Below are 22,175 nucleotides of genomic sequence, written 5' to 3' on the forward strand. Positions count from 1 at the left end.
CATCAGCATGCCCGGGCGGCAGCAGAGCATCCGAGAGGTCGCATTGTCCAGCTTGCGGAGCGCAGCCGTGCGCCAGCAGTGATCGTTGTTCACCGATCGCCCCTCCCGTCACGCCTGAGCGCGCACGGATGCGGGCAGTCACCTGCCTGGGCCATCAGATCAGCGCACCGATGACGGTGCGCTGCGATAGGCACAAACGGCACCGACCAGCAGCCTGCAGTGCGCTGTTGTGTGCGCTCGTAGATATGTGCAAATGCGCTTCCTAACAGGGTGCTTCGAAGGGATGGAACACCGCATGGACCACCAGGTCGCTTTTCTCTTTCCGGGGGTGACGCAGTACGCACCGCAAGGGCTCGCAGGCCTGTGCCGCACCCGCTCCGAGGCCATGGATGTGCTGCGCCGGGTCGACGCCGTCGCACGCACCTACGACCTGCCGTCTCTGGAGGACCAAGCCCTCTGCGAGCCGCCGGCCACACTGGCGCAGCTGGAGGACGAGGAGCCGGCCGTGCTGCCGCTCCTGCAGTACGCACTGGCCCTCGCCACTGCCGAGGGCCTGCGTTCCGCCGGCATAGAGACGCATGCAGTGGCTGGTCACAGCTTCGGAGAACTGCTGGCTTTCGTCTACGCGGGAATTTTGAGCGTGGAGGACGGAGCCCGCGTGATCTGCCTGCGCATGCGCGCGATCGGAACGACGAGAGGTCGCGGCGGCATGCTCGCTGTACAGGCCGCACCGCCGCGGGTCGAGCACCTGCTGCGGGCCGTCGCGTTGCCCACCCTGGCCGTCGCGTGCATCAACACCCCCCGTCAGAGCGTGGTCAGCGGAAGCTCGTCTGAACTCGACCGTCTCGCAAGGCTCGCCGGAGCTCTCGACTGGCAGATCACCCGTTTGAGCTCGCCCTATCCTTACCACAGCCGTCTACTGGCGGGGCTGGTCACTCCGCTACGCGAAGCACTGCAGGAGGCAGGAGTCAAGGCTCAGGCCCACACGACGCCCACGCGATGCGTGTTTCACGACCGGTGGCACGACGACTCCGACGACCTGCTGACCCACATCGCCGAGATGCTGATCCGCCCGGTCCGTTTCGTCGACTGCGTGCGGTCCCTGTACGACGAGGGCATCACCCACGTCATCGAGTGCGGTGCCGGCGACACCCTGACGCGCTTCGTCGAGGCGAACATCCCGCGTGTCCAGATCATCGTCCCGTTGCCGGGCAACACCGCCACGCCAGACTTCGCTCGGCTCGCAGCCGGTCTGCGGACCCCAGGCACCAGCGCGGCCACGGCACGGCTCCCAACAGTCCCAGTCCGCGACTCCCTTACCAGTTCGCCACCTTCGGCACCCACGTCGCGGCAGCAGAACGCCGCCAATGAGCCAGCCACCGTCTCCACCCCGCCACAGGGGCCGACGCCACTGAACGCCCTTGCAGGCGCGGCCCCGTCGGGTGCCGCAGCCGAGGGAAATCAGCACCGCCAGAAAGTCGTGGCCGTCCTTGGCGACCTGTACGCGGAGATCACCGGCTATCCCGCGGACGTGTTCACCGAAGACGCGCATGTCGAGGTCGAGCTGGGCATCGACTCGCTACGCCAGACCCACATGCTGGCCGCGGTAGCCGAGAAGTTCGCTGTGCCGCTGCTGGCATCCGGAGTGCGTATCACGGACTTCCCCACGATCGGCCACATCGCCGACGCAGTCGTCAAGCACACGTCCTCCGCAGCGGCTTCCTGAACCCCGGCCACCACCAGAAAGGCTTCCGCAATGTCACAAAGCCGCAAGCCGGCGCAGGCCGGGCCCCCGGTCGCCATCGTCGGCATGGGCCTGGTGCTGCCCAACGCCAGCAGCCCCGCCGAACTGTGGGACCTGCTGCACACCACGCGAGAAACGGTCAGCGAACCGAGCCCACTGCGCATGAACCTCGACCACTTTCTGTCCTCGACGCCTGCGGACGACAAACTGGGCGAGCGCGCAGCCAGCTTCCTCAACACCTTCACTCCACACCCGCAACTCATCGGCGACGTCAGGTCCGGTCGTTGGAGCCCCGCCGCCTCTTCTCCCGCGTCCTGGCTGCGCCACTGTGCTTTCCAGGCGCTCGACGGCGTACACGTCGGCACCGGCCACCGTTCCCTGGCCGCCATCGCTCTTTCCGCGGACACCGTGCAGGACCTGGAGCGGGACTCCATCGCCATCGGCATGCGTGAACGCATGGCCGAGGCGGTCGAGAGGCAGGGGTCGCCCGCCGCGGAGCGGGCGATCTGGACACTAGGTGAGGAACTGGATCGCCGCTACGCACAGGCGGACAGGACCAGCATCGGCCTCACGCCCGACGCGCTGTGCCGCCAGGCTCTGTCCGGGGTGGTGCCCCACATCGATGAGCTCGCCGTCGTCACGGCGACCTGCGCGTCCGGGCTGGCCACCGTGAACCTGGCCGTACGCCAGTTGCGTGACGGAATCTGCGATGTGGCCCTGTGCGCGGCGCTGCACGAGCTGACACCGCGGCTCATGGTGACTCTGCAGCAGGCCGGAGTGCTCTCACCGTCGCATCAGGTGCGTCCCTTCGATCAGAAAGCTGACGGCACCATGTTCGGCGACGGTGCCGTCGTCCTGGTTCTGAAGACGCTGGAGCGCGCCCGGCAAGACCGGGACAGCGTCTTGGCAGTGGTCGCAGGCTACGGCGAGGCATCCGACGGCCGCGGCAAGTCCATCAGTGCCCCCAACCCGCTGGGTCAGCGGCGTGCGGTGGAACGGGCCTGGCAGGCCGCCGGCATCTCCGGCTCCGACCTCGGGCTACTGATCGCGCACGGGACCGGAACCCGTACGGGAGACCCGGTGGAGCTCGCCGCTCTGGAGATGGCGCTCGACGGAGGGGCCTGGCCGCCGATCATCACGAACAAGGCGTGGACCGGTCACACCGGCACCACCAGTGGTCTGGTGTCCGTAGCACATGCGGTACTCGCCCTGCAGCACGAGGAGATACCCGCCCAGCGCTTCTTCACCGCACTGTCCCAGACCCCTGAGCTCAACACCACACCCGAGGTTCCCACCGCCGACATCCCCTGGCCCGCAGGCGCCGATCCGCGCTTGGTGGGCATCTCCTCCTTCGGCATGGGAGGCGCTAACACCCATCTTGTGCTGACGGACTCCACCACGTCTGGCGAGGACAGTGATCCGGCCCCCGCCGAAAACATCGTCCTGGTCGGTTGGAGCAGCGCATTTCCCGGTGACTTCACTCACCAGAGCGCCACGGACTGGATCGCCCATGGAGGCAGACCTCCAGCCCCCCACTTCGGTGACGACTTCCCCATCCCTGACTTCCGCGAGCTGCGGATCCCGCCGTCCGTCCTCACCAAGATGGACCGCACCGAGATCATGGCCTTGCGCATGGTGGGCGAGCTCATGGATCGGCTCGGCACTGACGCCGAGGATCTGCGTGCACGCACAGGGGTTCTCGTCGCCCACGTCGGCCACACCCAGGCCGCCGCAAGCCACATGTTGCGCTGTTACTTGGACGACAGCGCACAGGCGTTCACCCACCGCGACGACGACGCGGACGTCACCGCCGCCATCCGCGACGCGCACGCCTCCGTCGCCGACACTCTGCGCACCACGGTCGCTCCGGCCAGCAGCGACACCATCGGCACCAGTGTCATCGCGAGCCTCATCGCCGGCTGGACCATGAACTATTTCGACCTGCATGGGCCGCAACTGGCCGTCGAAACCGGTGCCGACGCCGGACTGTCCGCCCTGCATGTCGCGGAACGGTATCTGCGCCACAACGACGCGGACCTGCTGTTTGTGGCCGGTCTCAACGCCCACTCCGGCTTACGGATGGATCACAGCACCGGCACCGCGAAGGTCGGCCGACGCGCAGCGGACGGCGGCATCACCTTCGCCCTTGCCCGCCGCTCCGTCGCCGAGCGCGAGAACCTGCCCGTCCTCGCCACACTGAGTGCCGGCCCCGGTAGCCGAAGTCCGGCGTCCGTCACCACCGCCTGGCAAGAGGCACCACTGGCCGGCAGCGAGCTGACCTACCTCGGCGCCGACGGCCTGCTGGCCTGTCTCAACGCGGCCCTGACATCCAGCACCCCCGTACACATCACCTCCCAGGTATCCAGCGGCCCCTACGTCACCATCAACGCCTCCGTCGCCGAACCCGACGCCCCAGACACCGACAGCGACGAGGAAGAGACAGCCTCCGGCCACCCGCGCCCCGAACACGCATCGGACGTGCTGCACTGCGACAGCATCATCGTCTCGCGCCAGCACCCGCAGTGGGTCGAGCTTCCCGCTCTCGACCGGAGCGCCACAGCACGCATGCGGCAGCCGGTACCGCCCGACACCCTCATCGTCACCGACATCCCGCAGGCCGTCGTCGAACTGGACCTGCCCGACTCCGCCCGGATCTGGAGCACCACCGCCCTCACGGGGGACCGCCCGCACCTGAATGTCGTCGACCCGGCAGACCTGGACGCCGTACGCGCCGCACTGCCCGCCGGCATCCGGCACCTGCGCGTCATCACCACCCTGACCGACCTCGGTCCCGCCTGGGAAGCTAACGAGCTCGAACGCGTACTGACGCTGCACGACCTCACCTTCGGCGCCCTGCAAATCCTCAACGACAGGTTCACCGCGGGCGCAACCGCAGCGGCGCTCCTTCTCAACGCCGTGCGCCACGACATCCCGCACCCCGCTGTACATCTGTTCAACGGGCTGATGAAAACTCTGGCCGTCGAAGCGCCCGCAGCCTGCGCCTGGACGGTAGCCACCCACAGTCAGAACCTGCCCGAAGCCCTCACCCAACTGAATGAAGAGGCACAGGCGGATCACCCCCTGGGCATCACCGTGCGTGTCCCGCACGGACGACGCCTTTGCTACGCGCTCCAACCGCTGGACCCCGAACCCCTGCACACCCCGGCCTTCACCGCCGTGGACGACACCCTCAACACCGACAGCGTCGTCGTCGTATGCGGTGGAGCCACCGGCATCACGGGCGAGATCATGACCACGATGGCCCGGTACTGCTCTCCAACGATCTACCTGCTGGGCCGCACCCCCGCTCCGGCCGGCGGCAGCGCCGACATCCTTGTAGCCCCACCAGACAAGCCGGCCTTCCTCGCCCAGCAGCGCGCCGAACGCCCCGAGGCGACAATCGCCGAGTTGCTACGCGATTACAGCAAGCTGTCCAAGCAGTACAACATCGCCCGGCAACTGGCTGAACTGCGCGACCACAGCGGCAACGACCGGGTCCACTACCTGGCCTGCGACCTCATCGACGCAGCATCGGTGAACGACATCATTGCCACCATCCAGCGCCGGCACGGCGGCATCGACCTCCTCATCCACGCTGCCTCCGCCGCCCAGGCCGGATCACTCGCCAACAAACGGCTCACCGACTTCCGGCGAGGGCGCGACACCAAGGTCCGCGGCTACCTGAACCTTCGCGCTGCCACCGCGGACAACCCCCCACGCCTATGGTGCAACTTCGGCTCCTTCATCGGCTTCGCCGGCTGGCCCGGAGAAGCCGACTACGCCTCCGCCAACGACTTCCTCGCCGGAGCCGCCCGCTGGGCTCACTCGATGGAAGACCGCAATGAATACACCATCAACTGGACCGCCTGGGCAGAAGTCGGTATCGCCGCCGACAACGACGTTCGCACAGCCATGCGGCAGCTCGGCATCAATGAGTTCATGACATCCGACGAAGGCATACTGTGGTTCTTCCGGGCCCTGCAAGACGGCAGTCGGCCACCCGTCATCGTGCACCTGCCCGCCTCCGAGATGAGCTGGCTCCTACGCGAAGCCCCCACCCTGTCGTCCACCCGCGCCGACGCGAGTGTTCCCGCCGTCCCGGCGACGCCCGTCACCGCCTCCCGAACCTTCACCCTCGACAGCGACCGAGACCTCGCCCACCACATGGTCCGCGGCCGCCCACTGGCCCCCTCCACCGTCGTCATGGACATGGCCTTTCGTGCCGCACGTCAAGCCATCCCCGACCTCGAACCCACCGGTCTGCGCGACCTTGAACTGGACGAACCCGTCATCGTGCTGCCGCACCGCGCAAAGACCCTCAACTCCACGATCACCCGTATCGAACGTCATCACGACCACGCCACACTCCACTTCGAAGTGACCTCCGACCTGACCCACCCCACCACAGGCCAGCCACTGCGTCAGCAGACTCATGGCACCGGCATCGTCGAGATGTCCGCGGACACACCCTCACCGCCCGTCTGGCAGCCCCCCGACCCGGTGCCACAACAGCCCGTGCCCAACCCCGTCCACATACCCAACCTCGTCTCCTACGTCAGCGGTCCCTTCGTCTGCACCTCCGACCACCGCTCCGACACCCACGGAGCCTCCTCCACCATCAAAGCCCCCCAATCCCAGTGGAAGGATTCCTTCACCAGCTATATCGTGCCGGTCCGCCTGCTCCAGGGCTTGCTGGAGATGACCTACCTAGCCAAGGCAACCGCGAGCGACATCCCCCTGCTCCTCCTTCAGCACATCAAGCACATCGACTTCTACACGGACGCCAGCGAGGACACCCTCCTGGAGTCCAACGCCGCGGGACTGCGCGTATTCGCCACACCCGGAGGCGACACCATCACCGTCGTCAGCGAAACCGGCACTGTCCTGGCACAAGTACGCGGCGCAGGAGGCGCACACATAGGCGACTTCACCCGCGACACCGCCGCCATCACCGAACACCACGGACGCAACCCCGACACCGCCTCGTCCGCCAGGGCCGCACAATGACACGGCGACTGGCCGACAAGGTCGCCGTCGTCACCGGCGCCGCCCGCGGCATCGGGCGCGCCACCGCCCTTAGATTCGCCGCCGAAGGAGCCCACGTGGTCCTCGCCGACCGTGACGAGGACACCGGCGCACAGACCGCCGCCGAAGCCGCAGGACTCTTCATCCCCACCGACGTCACCGACCCACAGGCCGTCGAGCGCCTCTACACGCTCACCACCCGGAACTACGGACGCGTGGACATCGCCGTCAACAACGCTGGCATCTGCCGAGCCGATGACGGCGACATCCTTGAAACCACCTTCGCAGCATGGGACGCAACCCTTAGGGCGAACCTATACTCGATGTTCCTGTGCTGCCGCTTCGCGCTCATGCACATGCGCCCCCGCGGCAGCGGAAACATCATCAACATGTCCTCTGCCGTCGCATTGACCGGAACTCCCGCCGCACCTGTCGCCTACACGGCCAGCAAAGGCGCACTCATCGCCCTCACACGGCAGATAGCAGCGCGGTACGCGGTCGAAGGCATACGCGTCAACGCCCTCTGCCCCGGACCGGTCGACACCGCCCTGTTCGACGACCTCTTCGCCACCGACCCCCAGCGAGCCGTCGACCGCCTCATCGTCACCCCCATGCGCGGAGCATCCTCCCCCGACGACGTTGCCGCCGCGGCAGCATTCCTCGCCAGCGATGACGCCGCACGCATCACCGGCACAGCCCTCCCCGTCGACGGCGGACTGACCATGACGCACATAGCAGGGATGCCTGAGCCACACCCGCGAACGACACGTCAACGGTGACGCGCACGCCCGCGGGGCTGGTACCGAGGATCCTGTCGGCCGCAGTGAAGAGCGACAGCTTCTTCACGACGAAACGCCTGGTCCGCGTCCCACGGAGCGACGACGCGGGCATACGCGCCGGCGAGAGGCAGAAGGGCGCCAGCGGCGAACGCCAGCACCAACCCCGCAACCTGCCCGGGCCAAGGCTCGGTGTTCTCGCCCGCTCAGGAGAGAGCGGGGACTGAAAGAGGCCGTGAGTTCGGCGGCCCGGACCTGGTATGCACGGGAGGTCACCTGCCCAAAATGGCAGGGGCCCGAACGCCCCGTGCATGCCGCATGGTCCGCACTACGAGCGGGTGGAGTAGCCGGAGGATCCCATCCGCGAGCCGCGGGGTTGAGGTACCCGCTGGAGCGCGCCGGCTCCAGTCGAGTACGGCTGTGCGCCGCGCGTCGAGCCAGCAGCCACTTGCCCGCCGCCCTCACCGCACTGGACCGTACGCCGACCCGCGGTGCAGCCGGTCGGCGTACTGCGCCGACCGAGCCGGGTCGACGGCCCCCGCAAACAGGCTGGCGCCGGGCAACTGGCCCAGCCCGGCGAGACGGGTCCGTGGCGCCGTCGCTGTTACCGGCATGGCGAAGCCTGGTCCCGGCAGAGGCGTCGCCGATCACCCGCTTAGCGGCCCAGGGCGTCATAGAGCACAGCCGGAACGCACGCGGCGCACGTTCCGTCATTTGTGCGAGCCGACCCGGCGCGGTGCTGCCCTCTTCGCTCTCCCTTTCCTCATGTATCTGCGAACGTTCGTAACGTCGTCGCCGCACCGAGAGGCGGACCCGTTCCGTGCAACGCCCCGCCGCTCTTATGGAACAACCGAACACCGAGGGTCGAAGGCGGAATTCACTATGGGAAAGGTCATTCATCTTGTGGGAACTCGCACTCGCGTCACACTGTTCGCCGCCACGGCATCGCCGCCGCACGGAGTCGGTCGCTGCTCTGAATCTAGGGAGTACGCCGACGGAATACTGTTCGCCCAGAACGTGTCGGTGAAGCAAGGCGTCGCGTACACGCAAGATCACCAATCTCCAGCCGACCCGCTGACCGGAGTGAGGGCGAGGGCGTGGCCGCGCCTGCACCACTCATGTACCGCTCAGGGGACGTCGGGCTGTGGCGGCCGCAGCGCCCACGGCGGTCGGGGCTCGATACCAGGATGCCGACGCGGAGGCCGCCGCCGGGCGGCACGCGGCCACCTTGACAGGCCGCAGGTGCTTGAGAGGCGTGACCTGAGAGCCATGTGACGAGACGCGACGGTATCTACCGCGTCTGCTGCCACCGGCCCTCGGCTGTAAGTCCCGCACGGTCTGGCTCCGGTGAGCTGGTGAGGCGGTCACCTCTCCGAGAGGTGGGCCGTCTTGGTGCCGTAGAACCGCCGACGAGGCGCGCTCCGGAGCGCTCAGCCCTGTCTCAAAAACGCCGCAGGTGCATACAGGGCGAATCTTCCTTACCTTTGAACTATTTTCGTGGCTCAAATGGTGCGTTGACGCACTGTATGAACGAAGCGATGCTCTGAGGTGAGATAACCGTGGGAGGTAATATGCCAGAGGGAACAGCAAAAGCCGTCCTTGTGTTGGAGGGTCGTGTCACCGGCACTCGCGTCCTGGAAGCTCGAAATGGGCATGACGTCCTAGAGATATCCTTCTCCGCTCGCGGAACCTTCGCCGGGCACGAGGTGGAGGGATCTTTCACCTACGAGCAAGAGGCCATCTCCGTCAATACCTTCGTCGGCAGCGGAAGGGCTGTCCTGCACACCGCCGACGGTGAGGGCACGCTCTCTCTCAAGGCCACCGGGGCCACGAAGCGGAAGGAGGGCGCGACCGGCCTGGTGTGGCGCGTGTACGCGGCTGTTCAGAGCGCCGCCCCGACGTTCGCGCAATGGGATGGGCAACTGCTGGACATGACTGCCACCATCGGCGACGATCAGAAGATCTCCCTCCGCGCTGTGCCTTGGACCTGAGAGTTCGACGGTCGGCCGCTCGTCGTAAGCAGGTCGGGCGGTGTCGTGAGAGGCGAGGGGACAGACCAGGGAGGGCGCCTCCCGACCACTCCGCAGAGCGGGCCACGCCGGTCAACGGGATGGACGCGCTGCACAAACGCTCGGCGCTCCCTCCTGCCCAGAAACAGGTCAACCGGTGTCCGTTCCGGTGTCCATAGACCTCGCTTTCCCACATCCAGTCCACGATGTGAGCCCACGGCCAGGTCCCGTTGCCGGCGGTAGGTGCGGAGACGCAGGTGAAGTGACTGGGCCACGCGCTCCTGCTGGCCGGCCGGGTGGAGAAAGGTGCGCTCGATCACCTCGAACAGGCCATGGCGGTCGGGCCGCAACAGCTCGGCGGCCCTCGCGAGGAGTTCGTCGAGACTCGCAGTGGACGACCGCACGACCCGCGAACGCGTCAAAGGGTTGCGCCCCAGAGCCTGCGATACGTGCGGATCGCGCAGCGCGACGCGGATGGAATCGGCGAACTCGGCCTCGGAGAGTACAAGTTCGGCGGACTCCTGCTCATGCGCCGACCGGGCCGGGGCGCCCACCTCACGGGCCGCGCTGAGTTCGCGCCACTCGGTGAGGTCGGTGCGCCGCCAGTCGTGGGTGAAGACCGGGTAGGTGGTATCCCCGATCATGTGCGCCGTCTCGGCCGCCGACCAGAAGTCCGGATAGTCGAGTGTCGGTCCCCACAACACGGCATCCGCACATGCCCCCACCAACGTCCAGGCCGAGCGATCACGGGAGAGGATGTCGAGGACCTGGTCCCGGCAAGCAGAGTCAGCGACGGGGATGAGGCCTGGCCGTGGTCACGGTCGAGGAAAGAACCACCAGGCCCGTATGTGCTCGCCAGGGCGGGTCGCGCCACGCTGTTGGGCGTACTGCCACATGCTGTCGGCACCCGGATCCGCCCCCAGGTCCTCGGCACACAGGTCGAGGCAGGCGCCGAACCCCTGCGGTTTCCCGGCCCGTCCGCGAAAGATCCGGAGGGCTTCGGGCTGGCGGCGCGGCCAGTACGCCACCAACTCGGCCTGTTCGGCCCCCTGAGCCCGGGTCGTCATCTCATCGATCGGCGTCGTGCCTTCCGGCCGCAGCGCATCGATATGGTGATCGCCGGGCCGCGCGGCCGCAATGTATGCAGCGAGCCTGGTCCGCGGGCAGGTCACGACGATGGCGTCGGCCAGCAGCCGTTGCTGCACTTGCGCGTCCGGCGCCGAGCGGATTCGCGCGACCAGGTCGGCCCGCACCTGGTGATGCACCTCGGTGTAACGCTCCAGGTCGCGTCATCGCAGGTCGGCGCCAAGCGCGTCGGTGACCATGTCATGAAGGAAGAGGCCGTACGGACCTCCTCGACGAACGACAGTGCGCAGCCACGTGAACAACTCCTCGGCGCTGTCGTCGAGCATGGACCGAAGGACGTTCCCGGTGACGACGTTGCCGTGCGCGCAGACCTCCAACGCCAGCCGATGGCCCGGACCCGGCACTTCGTCCAGGATGCGGGTCAGCAGATCGCGTACCACGTCGGGCAGGTCTCCGAGTGTGCGCGGCAGGACGTCACCGCCCCGTCGCTCTGCGTCCACGAGCATGGACAGGGTGGGCGGGTGGCCGTGGCCGATGGCGAGCAGATGCTCATGGAATTCGGCGGGAACGTTCTGCCCCGCCAGGTAGGCGCGGCCGCCGCACGGCGCGAGGTTGTGCAGCGCAATGCCCCGGATCAGCTCGCGCCGTGCGGGATCGGCCAGCCACGGCTACGAGGGCGGTCGTCGTGCCGCGATGACCGCGACCGCGTCGGCGGGCGGCGCCGGCGCGAACTCCTCCCGTACCCAGTCGTCGATTGGGGCACATGGCGGCCGTCGATGGTTATCGGATCGGCGCCCGCATTCATGGCGACACAGGCCAGAACGTCCCGTAACGCGCCCTTGCCGATGCCGCCCGGACCGTGAAGAAAGAGCACGCCGCCCGCGCCCGGCAACGTCCGGAACAGCTCGATCCCTCCGGCGCGCCCCGCGAAGGCACGTCGTCGCAGCTCGTTCAGCCGCTACCTGATGGTCATCACACAGCGACACTACCCATCATCGAACAGCACGGGCCGGTAGCCCGTGTTGCGGCGCGGCGCTGCTTTGATGGAGGCCGGTTCCCGTCGATCCGCAGGGAAGGTCGGACGGTCACACTTCGGTCAACCACCGCCGGTCCCGGGTGGATCGGCACCCGTGACGGCTTCCGCGCTCCGCCCTGCCTGATCGAGGCGGGCACCGCCCCGCGGAGTCGGGTCGCGGCCGGGTACCTGTCAGTGGCCCCGCCAAGCCGTCTTTCGAGGAAGCTGCTTGGCCGGCAGGAGTCGCAAAGCCTGCGCGGAGCAAGGCCGGTGTGGTGTCGAGCACCCTGGTGTCAGCCGGACGGTGGCGCTGGCCAGGCACCTCGGCGACGGGGGAGCCGGGGACGGCGTCGCGGCCCTGCCGGGTGAGCGACGGCCTGAAGGGCCCGTGCCGGCTGTGGGGGAGGGATGCGAGCGAACGCGCGGTCTGCGACTGCGGGAGGGTTCGATCATCGCGTGCGGCCTTCGGGTGGCCGCACCGGGACCTGTGCGCACCGAACCTTGAGGCTCCGCCTGGTAGTCCTGAAAATGCTGATCGACCTCACCCGCGTGACCGAAGACAGGCGGCGGGAGATTCGACGTACTCGAACCCTTGCTCGCCCGAGTGGCGCGCCATCGTAGAGCGTCGTTGGGTGCCACCGCCGACCCCTGCATGATCGTTCCCCCGTTCCGGAGGATGGTGGCCTTCACCGTGTCGATGTCGCCTACCTCCACCTGGGCGAGGGCTGTGCCGGCGGGGCATGGGGTAGTCCTCCCGGCAAGACGTCGTACGGGGGGCCGCGCGTTCGCTGTCCGCGCCTCATCAGCGGCCCGGAACGATGGCCGGCGGTCGGGCCCGAGCGGTTACCGCACGACGTAGGTCTCGATGTGGTCGATCACCGCCGATACGGCATGCCGGTACGCGGTGCTCGACCGACGGACCTGTGAGAGCAGCATGCCCCCCTGGATGGCGGCCAGCAGGGCCGTGGCCAGGGAGACGACGTCGGCGCGCTCGCTCAGTTCGCCGCGCGCCTGCATGCGGGCGAGCCCTGACCTGATGGGCAGTTCCCATCGGTCGAAGGAAGCGGAGAGGTCGGTGCGGGCCGAGGGGTCGGTCTCGGCGAGTTCGCTGGCGAGCGAGCCGATCTCGCAGCCGCCCGCGCACCCCATGGCGTCCTGTCGGTCGGCCGCCTTGGCGCACCAGGCCCGCAGGGCGTCGATGCTGTCCAAGTTGTCCAGCAGCGGACGCTGCTGGTCGAGCTTGGTGTCGGTCTGGAAGTTGACCACGGCCAGGACCAGGCCCCGCTTGTCGCCGAAGTAGTGGTAGATCTGCGACGCGCTGACTCTGGCGGCCGCCTGGATGTCCGGGATACTCGTGCCTCCGACGCCGTGATGGAACATCAGCTCCGCGGCGGCCTCGATGATGCGGTCACGGGTCTTCCGGCCGGGCTCGGTGAGCCGACGCCGCTCTGGCTTTTCGACCGCTACGGACGAGTTCATGCACGCACCTTACCCAGATTGGAATTGCCATTCCAGAACGGGGAGCCCTAGAACATGGAGCACTGATTCCAATCTGCTGTTCCGGCAGTCCTCAGGAGGGTGCCCACCATGTCGCTCGACCCCCAGATCGCCACCCTGATCGCGCAGTTGGCCGAAGGAGGCAACCCCGCCCCGGAGAGCCAGACGGTCGGCGGGAACCGCGCCCTCGCAAGCAGCCTCGCCACCCTCGCGGGTGACCCCGAGGCGGTCGGCAGTGTGTACGACACCGTGGCCGCCGCCGAAGGCGTTGAGGTCCCCGTCCGCGTCTACACCCCCGCTGCCTCGCGCTCCGGGCCGTTGCCCGTGACGGTCTTCTTCCACGGCGGCGGATGGGTCCTGGGAGACCTGGACAGCCAGGATCACATCGCCCGCATCGTGGCCAACCGTTCCGGCACGATCGTGGTCTCCGTCGACTACCGGCTTGCCCCGGAGCACCGCTTCCCGGCGGCGATCGAAGACGCCTACGCCGCCGTCACATGGGTCGCGGCCAATGCCAGCGGCTTCGGCGGCGACGGGCAGAGCATCGCGGTGCTCGGAGAGAGCGCCGGCGGTAACCTCGCCGCCGCGATCGTGCAGGAAGCTCGACGGCGCGGAGGACCGCGCATCGCGCTCCAGGTGCTGGCGTACCCGGCGGTCGACCGGTTCGACGACAGCCCCTCGATGTACGAGAACATGGCCGGACCGCTGCTGACCCGCTCCTGGCTCGAATGGTTCTGGGGTCTCTACCTCACCACCCCCGACCAAGGCGCCGACCCGCGCGTCTCGCCGGCACGCGCCGACGACCTGGCCGGGCTGCCTCCCGCCGTCATCGTCACCGCCGAACACGATCCGCTGCGAGACCAGGGCGACCGGTATGCGCACAGGCTCGCCGACGCCGGGGTGCCGGTGAGGCACATCCCAGTCAGGGGTGCCACCCACGCCTTCTTCTCGTTCACCGGGTCGGTGCAACTCGCCCGGGACGTCCTGAACCAGCTCGGAGACCTGGTGGCCGCGGCGTTCGACGCCTGAACCCCACACCGGTGTCGCCACCTGTCAGGTCCCGCCGTGCATCCGCACGGCGGGACCGACCAGGGCCTTGATCCCAGAGGGAGAGAGAGGAAGCGGTCGGGCGTCTCACTGTGCGCGGCCGGGGCGGTCGACACCGGCAAAAGCATGGTGTCGAGGGCCTTGACGGCGAGTGTTGCGCGGAGCGCTTGCCGTAGGTGCCCGGCGAGCTTTGAGCGTACTGGCAGCACGAGGATTCGGACGTCGGACAACGATCGCCGTGCGGCAACAAGTGCACGAGCCGCTGCACCAGGCCGGGGGCAGGCGGGGGACCCCACGTCGTGACGCTCGATCAGCGGGCGGTGATGTGGACCGAATGGTTTCCCCGCCCCGTCACCACGCTCTCCTGCAACGTCACGTCCACCCGCGACACCGTTACCGAGGACAGCTCAGGAGGCCTGGGCGTCAAGTCGCGCAGCACGCGACCCACCTCTGACCACGCGGGCGGGCGCTGCGCTGCACTCAGCAGGCTCCCCGCACCGTGGCGGATCGTGGACGCCGGCCGCGTCGGCCGAGGACGGTCGCGCCTCGGGCTCGCCCTGTGAGCGGTAGTGCCGCCGGCCCGTGTGGGGGCGGAGTACGGCGGGAGCTCACGCTCGCCGTAGTCCGCCGTGTCAAAGCCGTCAAGAGACCAAGGCTCTGCTGCACGGTTCACCGCGAAGGCAAGGGACGTACGACCCGGGGCGAGGTCCCGCCCAGGGGAGCCCCGTCTCCCCGGCGCGCGCCGCGACCGCCAACGGCGGGCCTGGATCTTCAGATCGCCGCGGGTCTGTAGCCGGATGTGGTCACTGACGAGCGTGGCGTGGGGGAGCCGAGGTCGATCGCGCTGACCTCGTCCGGGCGCGTCGGCTGGGTCGGGGTGAGGTCGATCTCGACCGCTCCCAGGTTCTCCCGCGCAGCTGTTCGACGGTTCGCGCACCGATGACGGGCGTGGTCACCCCTGGCCTGTGCAAGGTCCAGGCCAGTCCGACCTGTGCAGGGGTCCGGCCCAGTTCCGCGGCGACCTCCTTGACGGCAGCCACGATGGCGAGGTTGCGCTCGGTCACTCCGCCCAGTGCTTGTCTGCGGGGGAGTGTCAGTTGGACCTCGTCATCTGAGCGTCAGCGGTACAGGCTTACTGACCTGGCGCTTGGCACTGACAGATGGTGCTTACGTGTTGCTGACATGAGTGACGAAAGCTCAGGTCGTTCTCGCGCCGACTGCTATAGCGGGTGTGGAGTTTTCCCTGGCCAGGAGCGTGGCACCGGCGGACACCGCCGAAGTTGAGGAGACTTCGCGGCCGTTGGACTGCTTGGCTGGGAGCGGAGCTGCCGGAGTATGGTCCCGGCATGGATTGGGGAGAGGTGCCGGCTTGGGCGGCGTTGGTACTGGCGGCTGGTGCTTTCGTCGTGAGTGTTAAGGCTCGCCAAGACGGGCGGTGATCTGCGGATGCATCAGCCAAATCGGCTGATGCAGCGGTCCGTTCCGCAGAGGTTGCTGAGGCCACGCGTGCTGATCAGCGACGGGCGGCAGAGGAGGAACGTTGAGCGGGCTCAAGGCCGAGCGTCCTTGCCTGGACGTTCGCGTCGAGTACGTAGGCGGGGATACATGGGCGCTGCGTAACGCAGGGTCCGCTCCTGCCGCCGCTGTGACGGTCGCGGAGCGTGACTGGCCACCAGGCACGGAGCGGCCGGTGGATTGGGAGCTCGCCTGCGGTGAGGCCCGGGTGTTCGTGATGACGGAGGACATGGCGCACTCAGTGCCCACGCAGCTGTGGCGGACGTGGTCCGGCCAGCAGGAACCGGAAGCCCGCCAGGTTCCGCGCCGCCCCGAGTGAGTACGTGAGGGGTGATGAGTTGCTCGGCCATCCGGTTGGATGGCCGAGTGCAGAGCCTGGCCTCCTGCCGTAGGAAGATGATGGGGAATGGCTCGGACAGTTCGTCAACGGCGGTATCCGCGCTTGAAGTCGGCCTCCTGCCTGGCGTCCCCGTCCTCGATGGCGTCAAGGCGACGCAGGGCATCCGAGGCGAAGGCCCGCACCGCCGCGTTCGCATCGGTCACAAGCGGAGCCAAGGCCGTGCGGCGGGATTCTGGGTCGTCGGGGAGATCGGTGTCCAGGCCGGGCAGAACGATGCCCGCCAGTATCGCGTCCCGGCTGGCAACGTCGATGTCTGTGGTCAGCAGGCTGGAGACGGTTTCTGCCCACAGCGGTGTCTGCCATGCGTGTTGGATGGCGGCAGCGGCCTGCTGGCGCTGGGCCGGTGCCCCCGATGCCCACTGCCGTACGCGCCCTGCCCATTGCTCCGTGCCGCGCCCGAGAGCTGACAGCAGCCGCGCGGCTGCCAGTTCGGCGCGTTCACTGACCTCTGCTTCGGAGCGGGCCCGGTCCAGCTGTCCGAGATAGGCGCTGACCAGCTGCTCGCGCACGGGCGGTGTGAGCCTGGCAAGCGACCGCGCCCAGGCACCGGGCAGCTCATATCCGCCGCCGACGGCCAGCAGCTGTTCAACGAGGACGGCGGCGAACTGCTGGGGGAGGGAAGAAGCGATCGCGACGGCGCCGGAGGCCGTTTCCTCGTCGAAGTGCACCGTATGGGGGATCTGGTCGGCGTGGCCGAGCCGGCGGCGCAGCGCTTCAGCGAACAGGCCCGCCACTTCACTTTCGACGGGGACACTGTCTTTGCCTGCCTCCTGAAGCAGGAAGCCGATGACCTGAAGAGTATTGGGAAGGGCGGCGGGTGGACACTGCGATGCCAGGGAGGCGAGGACCTTCATGCGCTGTGCGAGTGGCTGCTTGCACGGCACCAGATGCCAGTTCAAGATCCACGCCAGTCGGGACGCCACCTCATCACCTACCGCCGATCCCTCTGCAGCGGATTCCAGGAGCAGGGGGAGCAGCCGCAACTCACGGTTGGGGTGCTCGTCGGCACAGGTGAGTGCTGCGGCGGCCAGGCGAGGATCGCTGACGCGTTCCTCAAGCCAGGGCCAGACCACGTCCGGATGGCGTTGTGCGAGACCGGCCAGCAGGGCGCCCTCACCGGCTAGCGGGGCGCGAGCGATCCTCTCAAGTGCCGTCCGCGGATCATCCGTGCTGACTCCGACCGCCTGCGCGAACGCCGGAAGGGCACTGACCGCCACCCCTGTGACATTCGGTGCCGTTTCGTCCAGGAGTTCCAGTGCCTCGATCAAATCCACCTCACCGCCCAACTGTTGGGCGGCGAGATGCTGCGCCTCCTGCGCCTCACGCCAGGGCGTCTGATCGTGCAGCGGCTGCAGTACCGCAAGCCGAGTGAGCGCCGTATCCGCCAGTGCCCCGACGGCCACCTCGTCCCCGGCCGCTGCGGCAGCGCTGAGGGTAGTCGGCCGTGAACCAGGGCCCAGCACCGCTTGCGCAGCGCTGCGTCTGACCGGCAACGGCAGCGAGTCCCACCGGGCCGCGATCTGCGCGGTGAACTCCGTCGCAGCGGTATCCAAGATCGCTTCTGCATACGCCGGCATGACAGTGCCCGACAACAAGGGCCGGGCACCCTCACGGCGCAGGCTGCCCGGCAGGGAGACGAGCGTGTGCAGGACCGTCAGGCCCTCGCCGCTGCGCAGCACGGGCTCGTCCAGGAGCGGGACGAGCAGGGCGAGCACTTCGCGCAGCAACTCAAGCGTCTGCGGCTGGTCCGGCAGGATTGCGGCGTGCAAGGTGATCGTACTCGCCGATTCCGGGCTGCCGCTGGTGCTCTCGACGGTGAGGTGCAGCAGCGGCTGCATTGCGGCCAGCAACACGCGGATGAGGCTGAGAGGACCGCGGACCGCGGCATCCTCCGGATCAAGCCCGTGCGGCGGATAGGCCCCGCGATCGCGCACCCACTGGGCGATGGTCCGCAGGACGGTGCCGCGCTGCTCCAACAGGGCATCGAATCCACCCGGCAGCGTATGGGCCGGGGCCGAGCACCACCGCTGGATGCCCTGCAGTATCCCATCGCGCCGGTTGGAGCCTTCGGCCGGCAGGGCCGGTTCCATCAGCCAGGCCACGTCCAGCATCACACGCACCGGGCTGGGCACGGTGTCGAGGCTTACGCGCTGGGCGAGTTCAGCGAACCGCTCACCCAGGCGCTGCAGCCCGTACCGGTAGTGCGCCGCCGGGTCACCCTCCCCCCACAGCTGGGGCGACGGTGCCAGCGGCCACCGTTGGACCAGCAGCCCGTGCAGCTCTGCGAGGATCCCGGGAGCCGCGACAGCCACCTCCCCGGCCAGACCCACCACGACCGCCCACGCTTCCAGATCTGCCTCGCCGGACAGCAGCCCACGGATCGCCGATGCCAGCCGTGCCCCGGCCCCCGCATCCGGGCGGTCGTGAGCCGCCTGTGCCAGGATGTTCAGCTGAGACCCCAGTCCCGCCCCACTGAACACGAGGTGTTCACCGACGGGCACCGCATCCGGTCTTCCCGCACCGAGCCCCGCCCTGTTCAACAACACGTCCAGCGCCCGGCCCGCATCCAGTCGCACCCGGCTGCGCGGATCCAGCGCATCGGCGACAAGCACGGGAGCGAGCAGGGCAGGACGCACCGAGCACGGCGCAGCGTCGGCCAGACCCGCGTCGGCCAGATCGTCCAGGAGAACGGAAAGCCGGTAGGGCTCGGGCGGAAGCGCCGAGATGGCACCTGCCAGTGCGGCCAGGTCTTCTGCACCGGCCACGGGACCCAGCAATGCCAAGGCGACCGCCGCGGCCCGATGCTGCTGCCCGGAGTCGTCGGCCGGCAGCCGGCGTTCGGCCATGGCGCGCAGCAGATCCGCCGCACGCGGCCAGTCGAACCTGTTCTCGGCAAGCCCCACCTCACAGGCCATGTGAGCGATCAAGGGGTTGCCCTGAGCCAGGTCAATAACGCTCTGCCGGAAGGCTGCACCCCCAATGCCGCGCCCGGTCACAAGCGCGTCGATGGCTGACCGCTCCAGCGGGCGCAGCTCGACCACCGGACCGGCCCAGCGCTCAACACCCCAGTGCTGCAGCACCCCCAACCGTCGCCCGGGCCGGACCGTCAGGACGAAGCGCACCCGCTGGAAACGCACATCATGCAGCAGCGCCGCAAGACCACTCAGATCCCGCGCACGGTCGGCATCATCGATCAAGACGATCAAGGAATCGTCGATCGGCACCTCCGCGAAAGCACCGGCCTCCAACGCCACGCCGGTGGGCGCGACCAACACCGTAGACACCACCCGAGCCGCCTCGATCGCCAGACGTGTCTTGCCGGCACCGCCCGGGCCCTCCACCACGACCACCCGGGACAACGGCCCTTCCTCCGCCAGTGCCGTCCCGAGCGCCAGCAGCTCCGCCTCACGCCCCACCACCGGTGCAGTCATCCCCGGCACCGACCCGGCAAGGACCTCCACGTACTGGGCGCACGTCGACAACCGGTAGGGCGCTCGAGGACGCACCCCCAGCTCAAGCTCGGCCACCCACCGCAGGCCATCGGAATCCAACTCAGTGGCCAGCTCGGCCAGAGTGACGATCTCCAGGGCAACGCCGTAATCGTCGCTCGCCGTTTTGCGCCACCGCTCCTTGACCTTCTCGGTGGTGGACCGATTCGTGACGTAGATCGCCTTCGCCCGACGGTCATGCCTGCGGTTCTTCACCAGCTCGGACTTCAACTTGCTCGTCCACTTCTCCTGCAGGCTCACCCACAACACGACCGAGTCGTCCTTGCCGAACAGCGGGCGGCCAAAGGCATCCGGCCGAGATCACCTGTGGCGCTGGTGATCCGCAACTCAGGGAAGCGGGCCCGCAGCAGATGCAGCGCCACCCGCTCAAAGACCTGATCGTCCTCCAGCTCCCGAAGAGCGGTTCTCGCACTGTCGTACACGGGGCAACTCCGTACGTTGAGACGGCCATCCGCGCATGGCAACAGGCCATGCAGAGACAGCTCCCATCGTCCCGCACGGCCGTTCAGTTCACCCGAGCCCCGCTCTGGTCATCACAAACGGAAGGGCTCAGCGGTATCGGTATCGCCCGCAGATCGCCAGCCACTGACGGGACAGCCAGAACCGCGGCATGGCTCTGCCGGGCAGCAGATCCCGCGCTTTTGCCTATGTCCGGGCTGCGTGTGGGTCCTCTCGGGTAGTGTCTGCGTCAGCCGAGTCCGGGTCTTCGTTCGTAGCGAGGACACCAACTGGCGCTCCAGCTTGCCTCTTTCACCGTCCGGGGACGCGGCCGTACCGTATCCACCAGCGGGTTCCTGTCTGTGCGCGTGCGCCGCTCGCCCGGTGAGCACCGCGCTCTTCTCTTTTGGAGTCCCGCGATGACGTCATCGCTGTCCGTGGCCCGGGCCATCGACTTCCTGTGCGAACACACCTCCAGCAAGAGCCGCGTGCTGGCCCTCCTGGCACACGATCACGGCCCCAGTTCCCTGGCTGCCGTTTTGACCTGCAAAAACCCCGAGCACGCCGTCGAGGCGACCGGAATCCTGCGCCGGGTCCTGGCGCTGCGTGACGCTGCGGCCGTCGATGACGAACTGGCCGCTCTCACGGCCCAGATGCCGGATGCGCCAGCCGGCTCCCTGCGCCAGGCCGTCGCGGCGAGCCGCGAACGGGACCTGGCCCGCCGAACCCGGCGCTCTGTTCGTGGCGTCGGTCCGGACCCGGAGCCGTGCGACGACGAGCTGGCCTCCGCGGCGTCCGCCGCTGTGGCGGGCCACCCCCGGCTCAAGGACCTGCCGGGGAAGGTTGTGCGGATCACCCACCTGCGCGAGTTCCACATCACCGACGAAGACGCGCTCCTTCATGCCGCTGCCCGTCGCGGCTGGGAGCCACTGCCGGCGTCCGAACTCGGTGAGGACGACCCGCGCGACCTGGCCGGCGCGGTGATCACCCTCACCGAGGACAGCGACGTCACAGGGAGCCAGACGCTGGAAGACCAGAGTTTTGCAGAACTCCTGCGGGCCGAGGACGGCGACGAACTGGCCGACTGGAGCGCGGCGCCGCTCGTTACCCGGTTCGTGCACGGCTGGCGCCTGCGCCAGCAGCGCACAAGGCCCGCAGCCGGTGAGCAGACACCGAACTTCGCCGTCCTCTTCGCTGTCCGGGACTGCCCCTGCAAGGGCGAGGACCCAGACTGCGAGGAGTGCGGCTGGCAGCTCACCCCCCGCACCGCCGACCTGCTCCACACGGCCCTGGTTCTCCTCGCGGACCAGGCCTACGACGACGCACACCGCCTGGGGGACCAGTTCCTGCCGGACGCCGGCTCCACCACCTGGGAAGTCTTCGACCGGTTGCCCCCCCTCACCTGGACAGCCGACCACCGATGGCGGCGGCGCATGGCGCGCGCCTTCGACGACCTGGCCGCAGACCTGGCGCGGGGCAAGTGGCCCGAACCCACTTGCACCGCGGAGGAGATGGCCCTGCATCTGGCCATCGAGGACGCCCCGACCTACCTGGAAGACCGCCCTCAGACCGACGCCCACCACACCCTCCCCGAACACGGCGACGACTACAGCTGGGACGGCTGCTCCGATCTGCTGTTCCAGGACCATGACGTCCTGATGCTCTTCGACCCGAAACTCGGCGGCATCGAAGACCCGCAGGATCCTACGAACCAGTCCATGGGCATGGGCGACCTCAGGGCGGCCGCCTGGTTCGCGCCCTTCGGCAGCCACAGTGTCCGCGATCCCAGGCGAGGCTTCCGCCGGTAGGCCAGCGCCTCACGCCGGGCGACCATGATGCGTTCAAGCCGTGGCGGACAGCTGCGGCTTGAGCGCGGAACTCGCCAGTCGTCCGCCAAATTTGTGCTGTTCTGCAGTGCCGTGAGCTGGCGCGCCAGGTTGTGCTGTGGCATCTCACCCTGCAAGCGTTGATGGCTGGGACGCGGGGAGGGCGTGCCGCGTGTCAGGCCGGCGGCCCGGAGGCCGGGCGGTGTCCTGGTCGGTTGAGGGTGACGGTGAGCCAGGGATCCACGTGGACGAGGAAGTTGGTGTGCCCGTTGTCCACCGAGCCCGAAG

Annotated in this window: 14 protein-coding genes; 8 read left to right on the top strand and 6 right to left on the bottom strand. The window is 68.4% G+C overall.

Going from position 1 to position 22,175, the window contains the following annotated elements; all coding sequences use genetic code 11:
* Positions 1 to 295: 295 nt before the first annotated feature.
* The 4 genes from NX794_RS31025 (at position 296) to NX794_RS31040 (ending at position 9,536) form a co-directional block, all read left to right on the top strand.
* Positions 296 to 1,726: an acyltransferase domain-containing protein gene (locus tag NX794_RS31025; RefSeq protein WP_258782847.1), complete on the top strand. Its 1,431-nt coding sequence runs from the start codon at positions 296 to 298 to the stop codon at positions 1,724 to 1,726.
* A gap of 30 nt (positions 1,727 to 1,756) precedes the next feature.
* Positions 1,757 to 6,751, top strand: coding sequence for an SDR family NAD(P)-dependent oxidoreductase (locus NX794_RS31030; RefSeq protein ID WP_258782848.1), 4,995 nt, complete (start codon positions 1,757 to 1,759; stop codon positions 6,749 to 6,751).
* Positions 6,748 to 7,548, top strand: coding sequence for a glucose 1-dehydrogenase (locus NX794_RS31035; protein WP_258782849.1), 801 nt, complete (start codon positions 6,748 to 6,750; stop codon positions 7,546 to 7,548). The genes NX794_RS31030 and NX794_RS31035 overlap by 4 nt, the downstream gene beginning before the upstream one ends.
* A 1,568-nt stretch (positions 7,549 to 9,116) precedes the next feature.
* A complete protein-coding gene (locus NX794_RS31040; protein WP_258782850.1) occupies positions 9,117 to 9,536 on the top strand; it encodes a hypothetical protein in 420 nt (139 codons plus the stop codon).
* On the opposite strand, the gene NX794_RS31045 is transcribed toward NX794_RS31040, so the two are convergent.
* The 4 genes from NX794_RS31045 to NX794_RS31060 all read right to left on the bottom strand — a co-directional run bounded on the left by NX794_RS31045 (position 9,500) and on the right by NX794_RS31060 (position 13,134).
* The gene (locus tag NX794_RS31045) at positions 9,500 to 10,258 is read right to left on the bottom strand and encodes a hypothetical protein (RefSeq protein WP_258782851.1); all 759 of its coding nucleotides are present in this window, start codon (positions 10,256 to 10,258) and stop codon (positions 9,500 to 9,502) included. The two genes, NX794_RS31040 and NX794_RS31045, sit on opposite strands and share 37 nt — an antisense overlap.
* A gap of 111 nt (positions 10,259 to 10,369) precedes the next feature.
* A complete protein-coding gene (locus tag NX794_RS31050; RefSeq protein WP_258782852.1) occupies positions 10,370 to 10,807 on the bottom strand; it encodes a hypothetical protein in 438 nt (145 codons plus the stop codon).
* Between the two features lie 36 nt (positions 10,808 to 10,843).
* Complete coding sequence (locus tag NX794_RS31055; protein ID WP_258782853.1) at positions 10,844 to 11,140, bottom strand: hypothetical protein; 297 nt, start codon at positions 11,138 to 11,140, stop codon at positions 10,844 to 10,846.
* Positions 11,141 to 12,498: 1,358 nt separating this feature from the next.
* Positions 12,499 to 13,134, bottom strand: coding sequence for a TetR/AcrR family transcriptional regulator (locus NX794_RS31060; protein ID WP_258782854.1), 636 nt, complete (start codon positions 13,132 to 13,134; stop codon positions 12,499 to 12,501).
* Positions 13,135 to 13,242: 108 nt separating this feature from the next.
* Between NX794_RS31060 and NX794_RS31065 the strand changes: the two genes are divergently transcribed.
* Both NX794_RS31065 and NX794_RS31070 read left to right on the top strand, forming a co-directional pair.
* A complete protein-coding gene (locus tag NX794_RS31065) occupies positions 13,243 to 14,181 on the top strand; it encodes an alpha/beta hydrolase (RefSeq protein ID WP_258782855.1) in 939 nt (312 codons plus the stop codon).
* A 317-nt stretch (positions 14,182 to 14,498) separates the two neighbouring features.
* Positions 14,499 to 14,762 carry a hypothetical protein gene (locus NX794_RS31070; RefSeq protein WP_258782862.1) on the top strand — a complete coding sequence of 88 codons (264 nt, stop codon included), beginning with the start codon at positions 14,499 to 14,501 and terminating at the stop codon, positions 14,760 to 14,762.
* A gap of 240 nt (positions 14,763 to 15,002) precedes the next feature.
* Here NX794_RS31070 and NX794_RS31075 read toward each other — a convergent pair whose 3' ends face one another.
* On the bottom strand, positions 15,003 to 15,263 hold the full coding sequence (locus tag NX794_RS31075) for an aldo/keto reductase (protein ID WP_428985996.1): 261 nt from the start codon (positions 15,261 to 15,263) through the stop codon (positions 15,003 to 15,005).
* Between the two features lie 626 nt (positions 15,264 to 15,889).
* Here NX794_RS31075 and NX794_RS31080 point away from each other — a divergent pair.
* Positions 15,890 to 16,033, top strand: coding sequence for a hypothetical protein (locus tag NX794_RS31080; protein ID WP_258782856.1), 144 nt, complete (start codon positions 15,890 to 15,892; stop codon positions 16,031 to 16,033).
* A 104-nt stretch (positions 16,034 to 16,137) separates the two neighbouring features.
* Here the strand turns inward: NX794_RS31080 and NX794_RS31085 are convergent, their stop codons facing one another.
* A complete protein-coding gene (locus NX794_RS31085; RefSeq protein WP_258782857.1) occupies positions 16,138 to 19,863 on the bottom strand; it encodes a hypothetical protein in 3,726 nt (1,241 codons plus the stop codon).
* A 617-nt stretch (positions 19,864 to 20,480) separates the two neighbouring features.
* Here NX794_RS31085 and NX794_RS31090 point away from each other — a divergent pair.
* Positions 20,481 to 21,869 (top strand): hypothetical protein, encoded by a 1,389-nt coding sequence (locus NX794_RS31090; RefSeq protein WP_258782859.1) that lies wholly within the window; start codon positions 20,481 to 20,483, stop codon positions 21,867 to 21,869.
* Positions 21,870 to 22,175 lie beyond the last annotated feature (306 nt).

The organism is Streptomyces pyxinicus (assembly GCF_024753135.1).
GTDB lineage: Bacteria > Actinomycetota > Actinomycetes > Streptomycetales > Streptomycetaceae > Streptomyces > Streptomyces pyxinicus.

Excerpts from the sequence above, each read along its gene's own strand:
- NX794_RS31025 (WP_258782847.1), top strand. The coding sequence starts at position 296 with ATGGACCACCAGGTCGCTTTTCTCTTTCCGGGGGTGACGCAGTACGCA.
- NX794_RS31030 (WP_258782848.1), top strand. The coding sequence starts at position 1,757 with ATGTCACAAAGCCGCAAGCCGGCGCAGGCCGGGCCCCCGGTCGCCATC.
- NX794_RS31035 (WP_258782849.1), top strand. The coding sequence starts at position 6,748 with ATGACACGGCGACTGGCCGACAAGGTCGCCGTCGTCACCGGCGCCGCC.
- NX794_RS31040 (WP_258782850.1), top strand. The coding sequence starts at position 9,117 with ATGCCAGAGGGAACAGCAAAAGCCGTCCTTGTGTTGGAGGGTCGTGTC.
- NX794_RS31060 (WP_258782854.1), bottom strand. The coding sequence starts at position 13,134 with ATGAACTCGTCCGTAGCGGTCGAAAAGCCAGAGCGGCGTCGGCTCACC.
- NX794_RS31065 (WP_258782855.1), top strand. The coding sequence starts at position 13,243 with ATGTCGCTCGACCCCCAGATCGCCACCCTGATCGCGCAGTTGGCCGAA.
- NX794_RS31090 (WP_258782859.1), top strand. The coding sequence starts at position 20,481 with ATGACGTCATCGCTGTCCGTGGCCCGGGCCATCGACTTCCTGTGCGAA.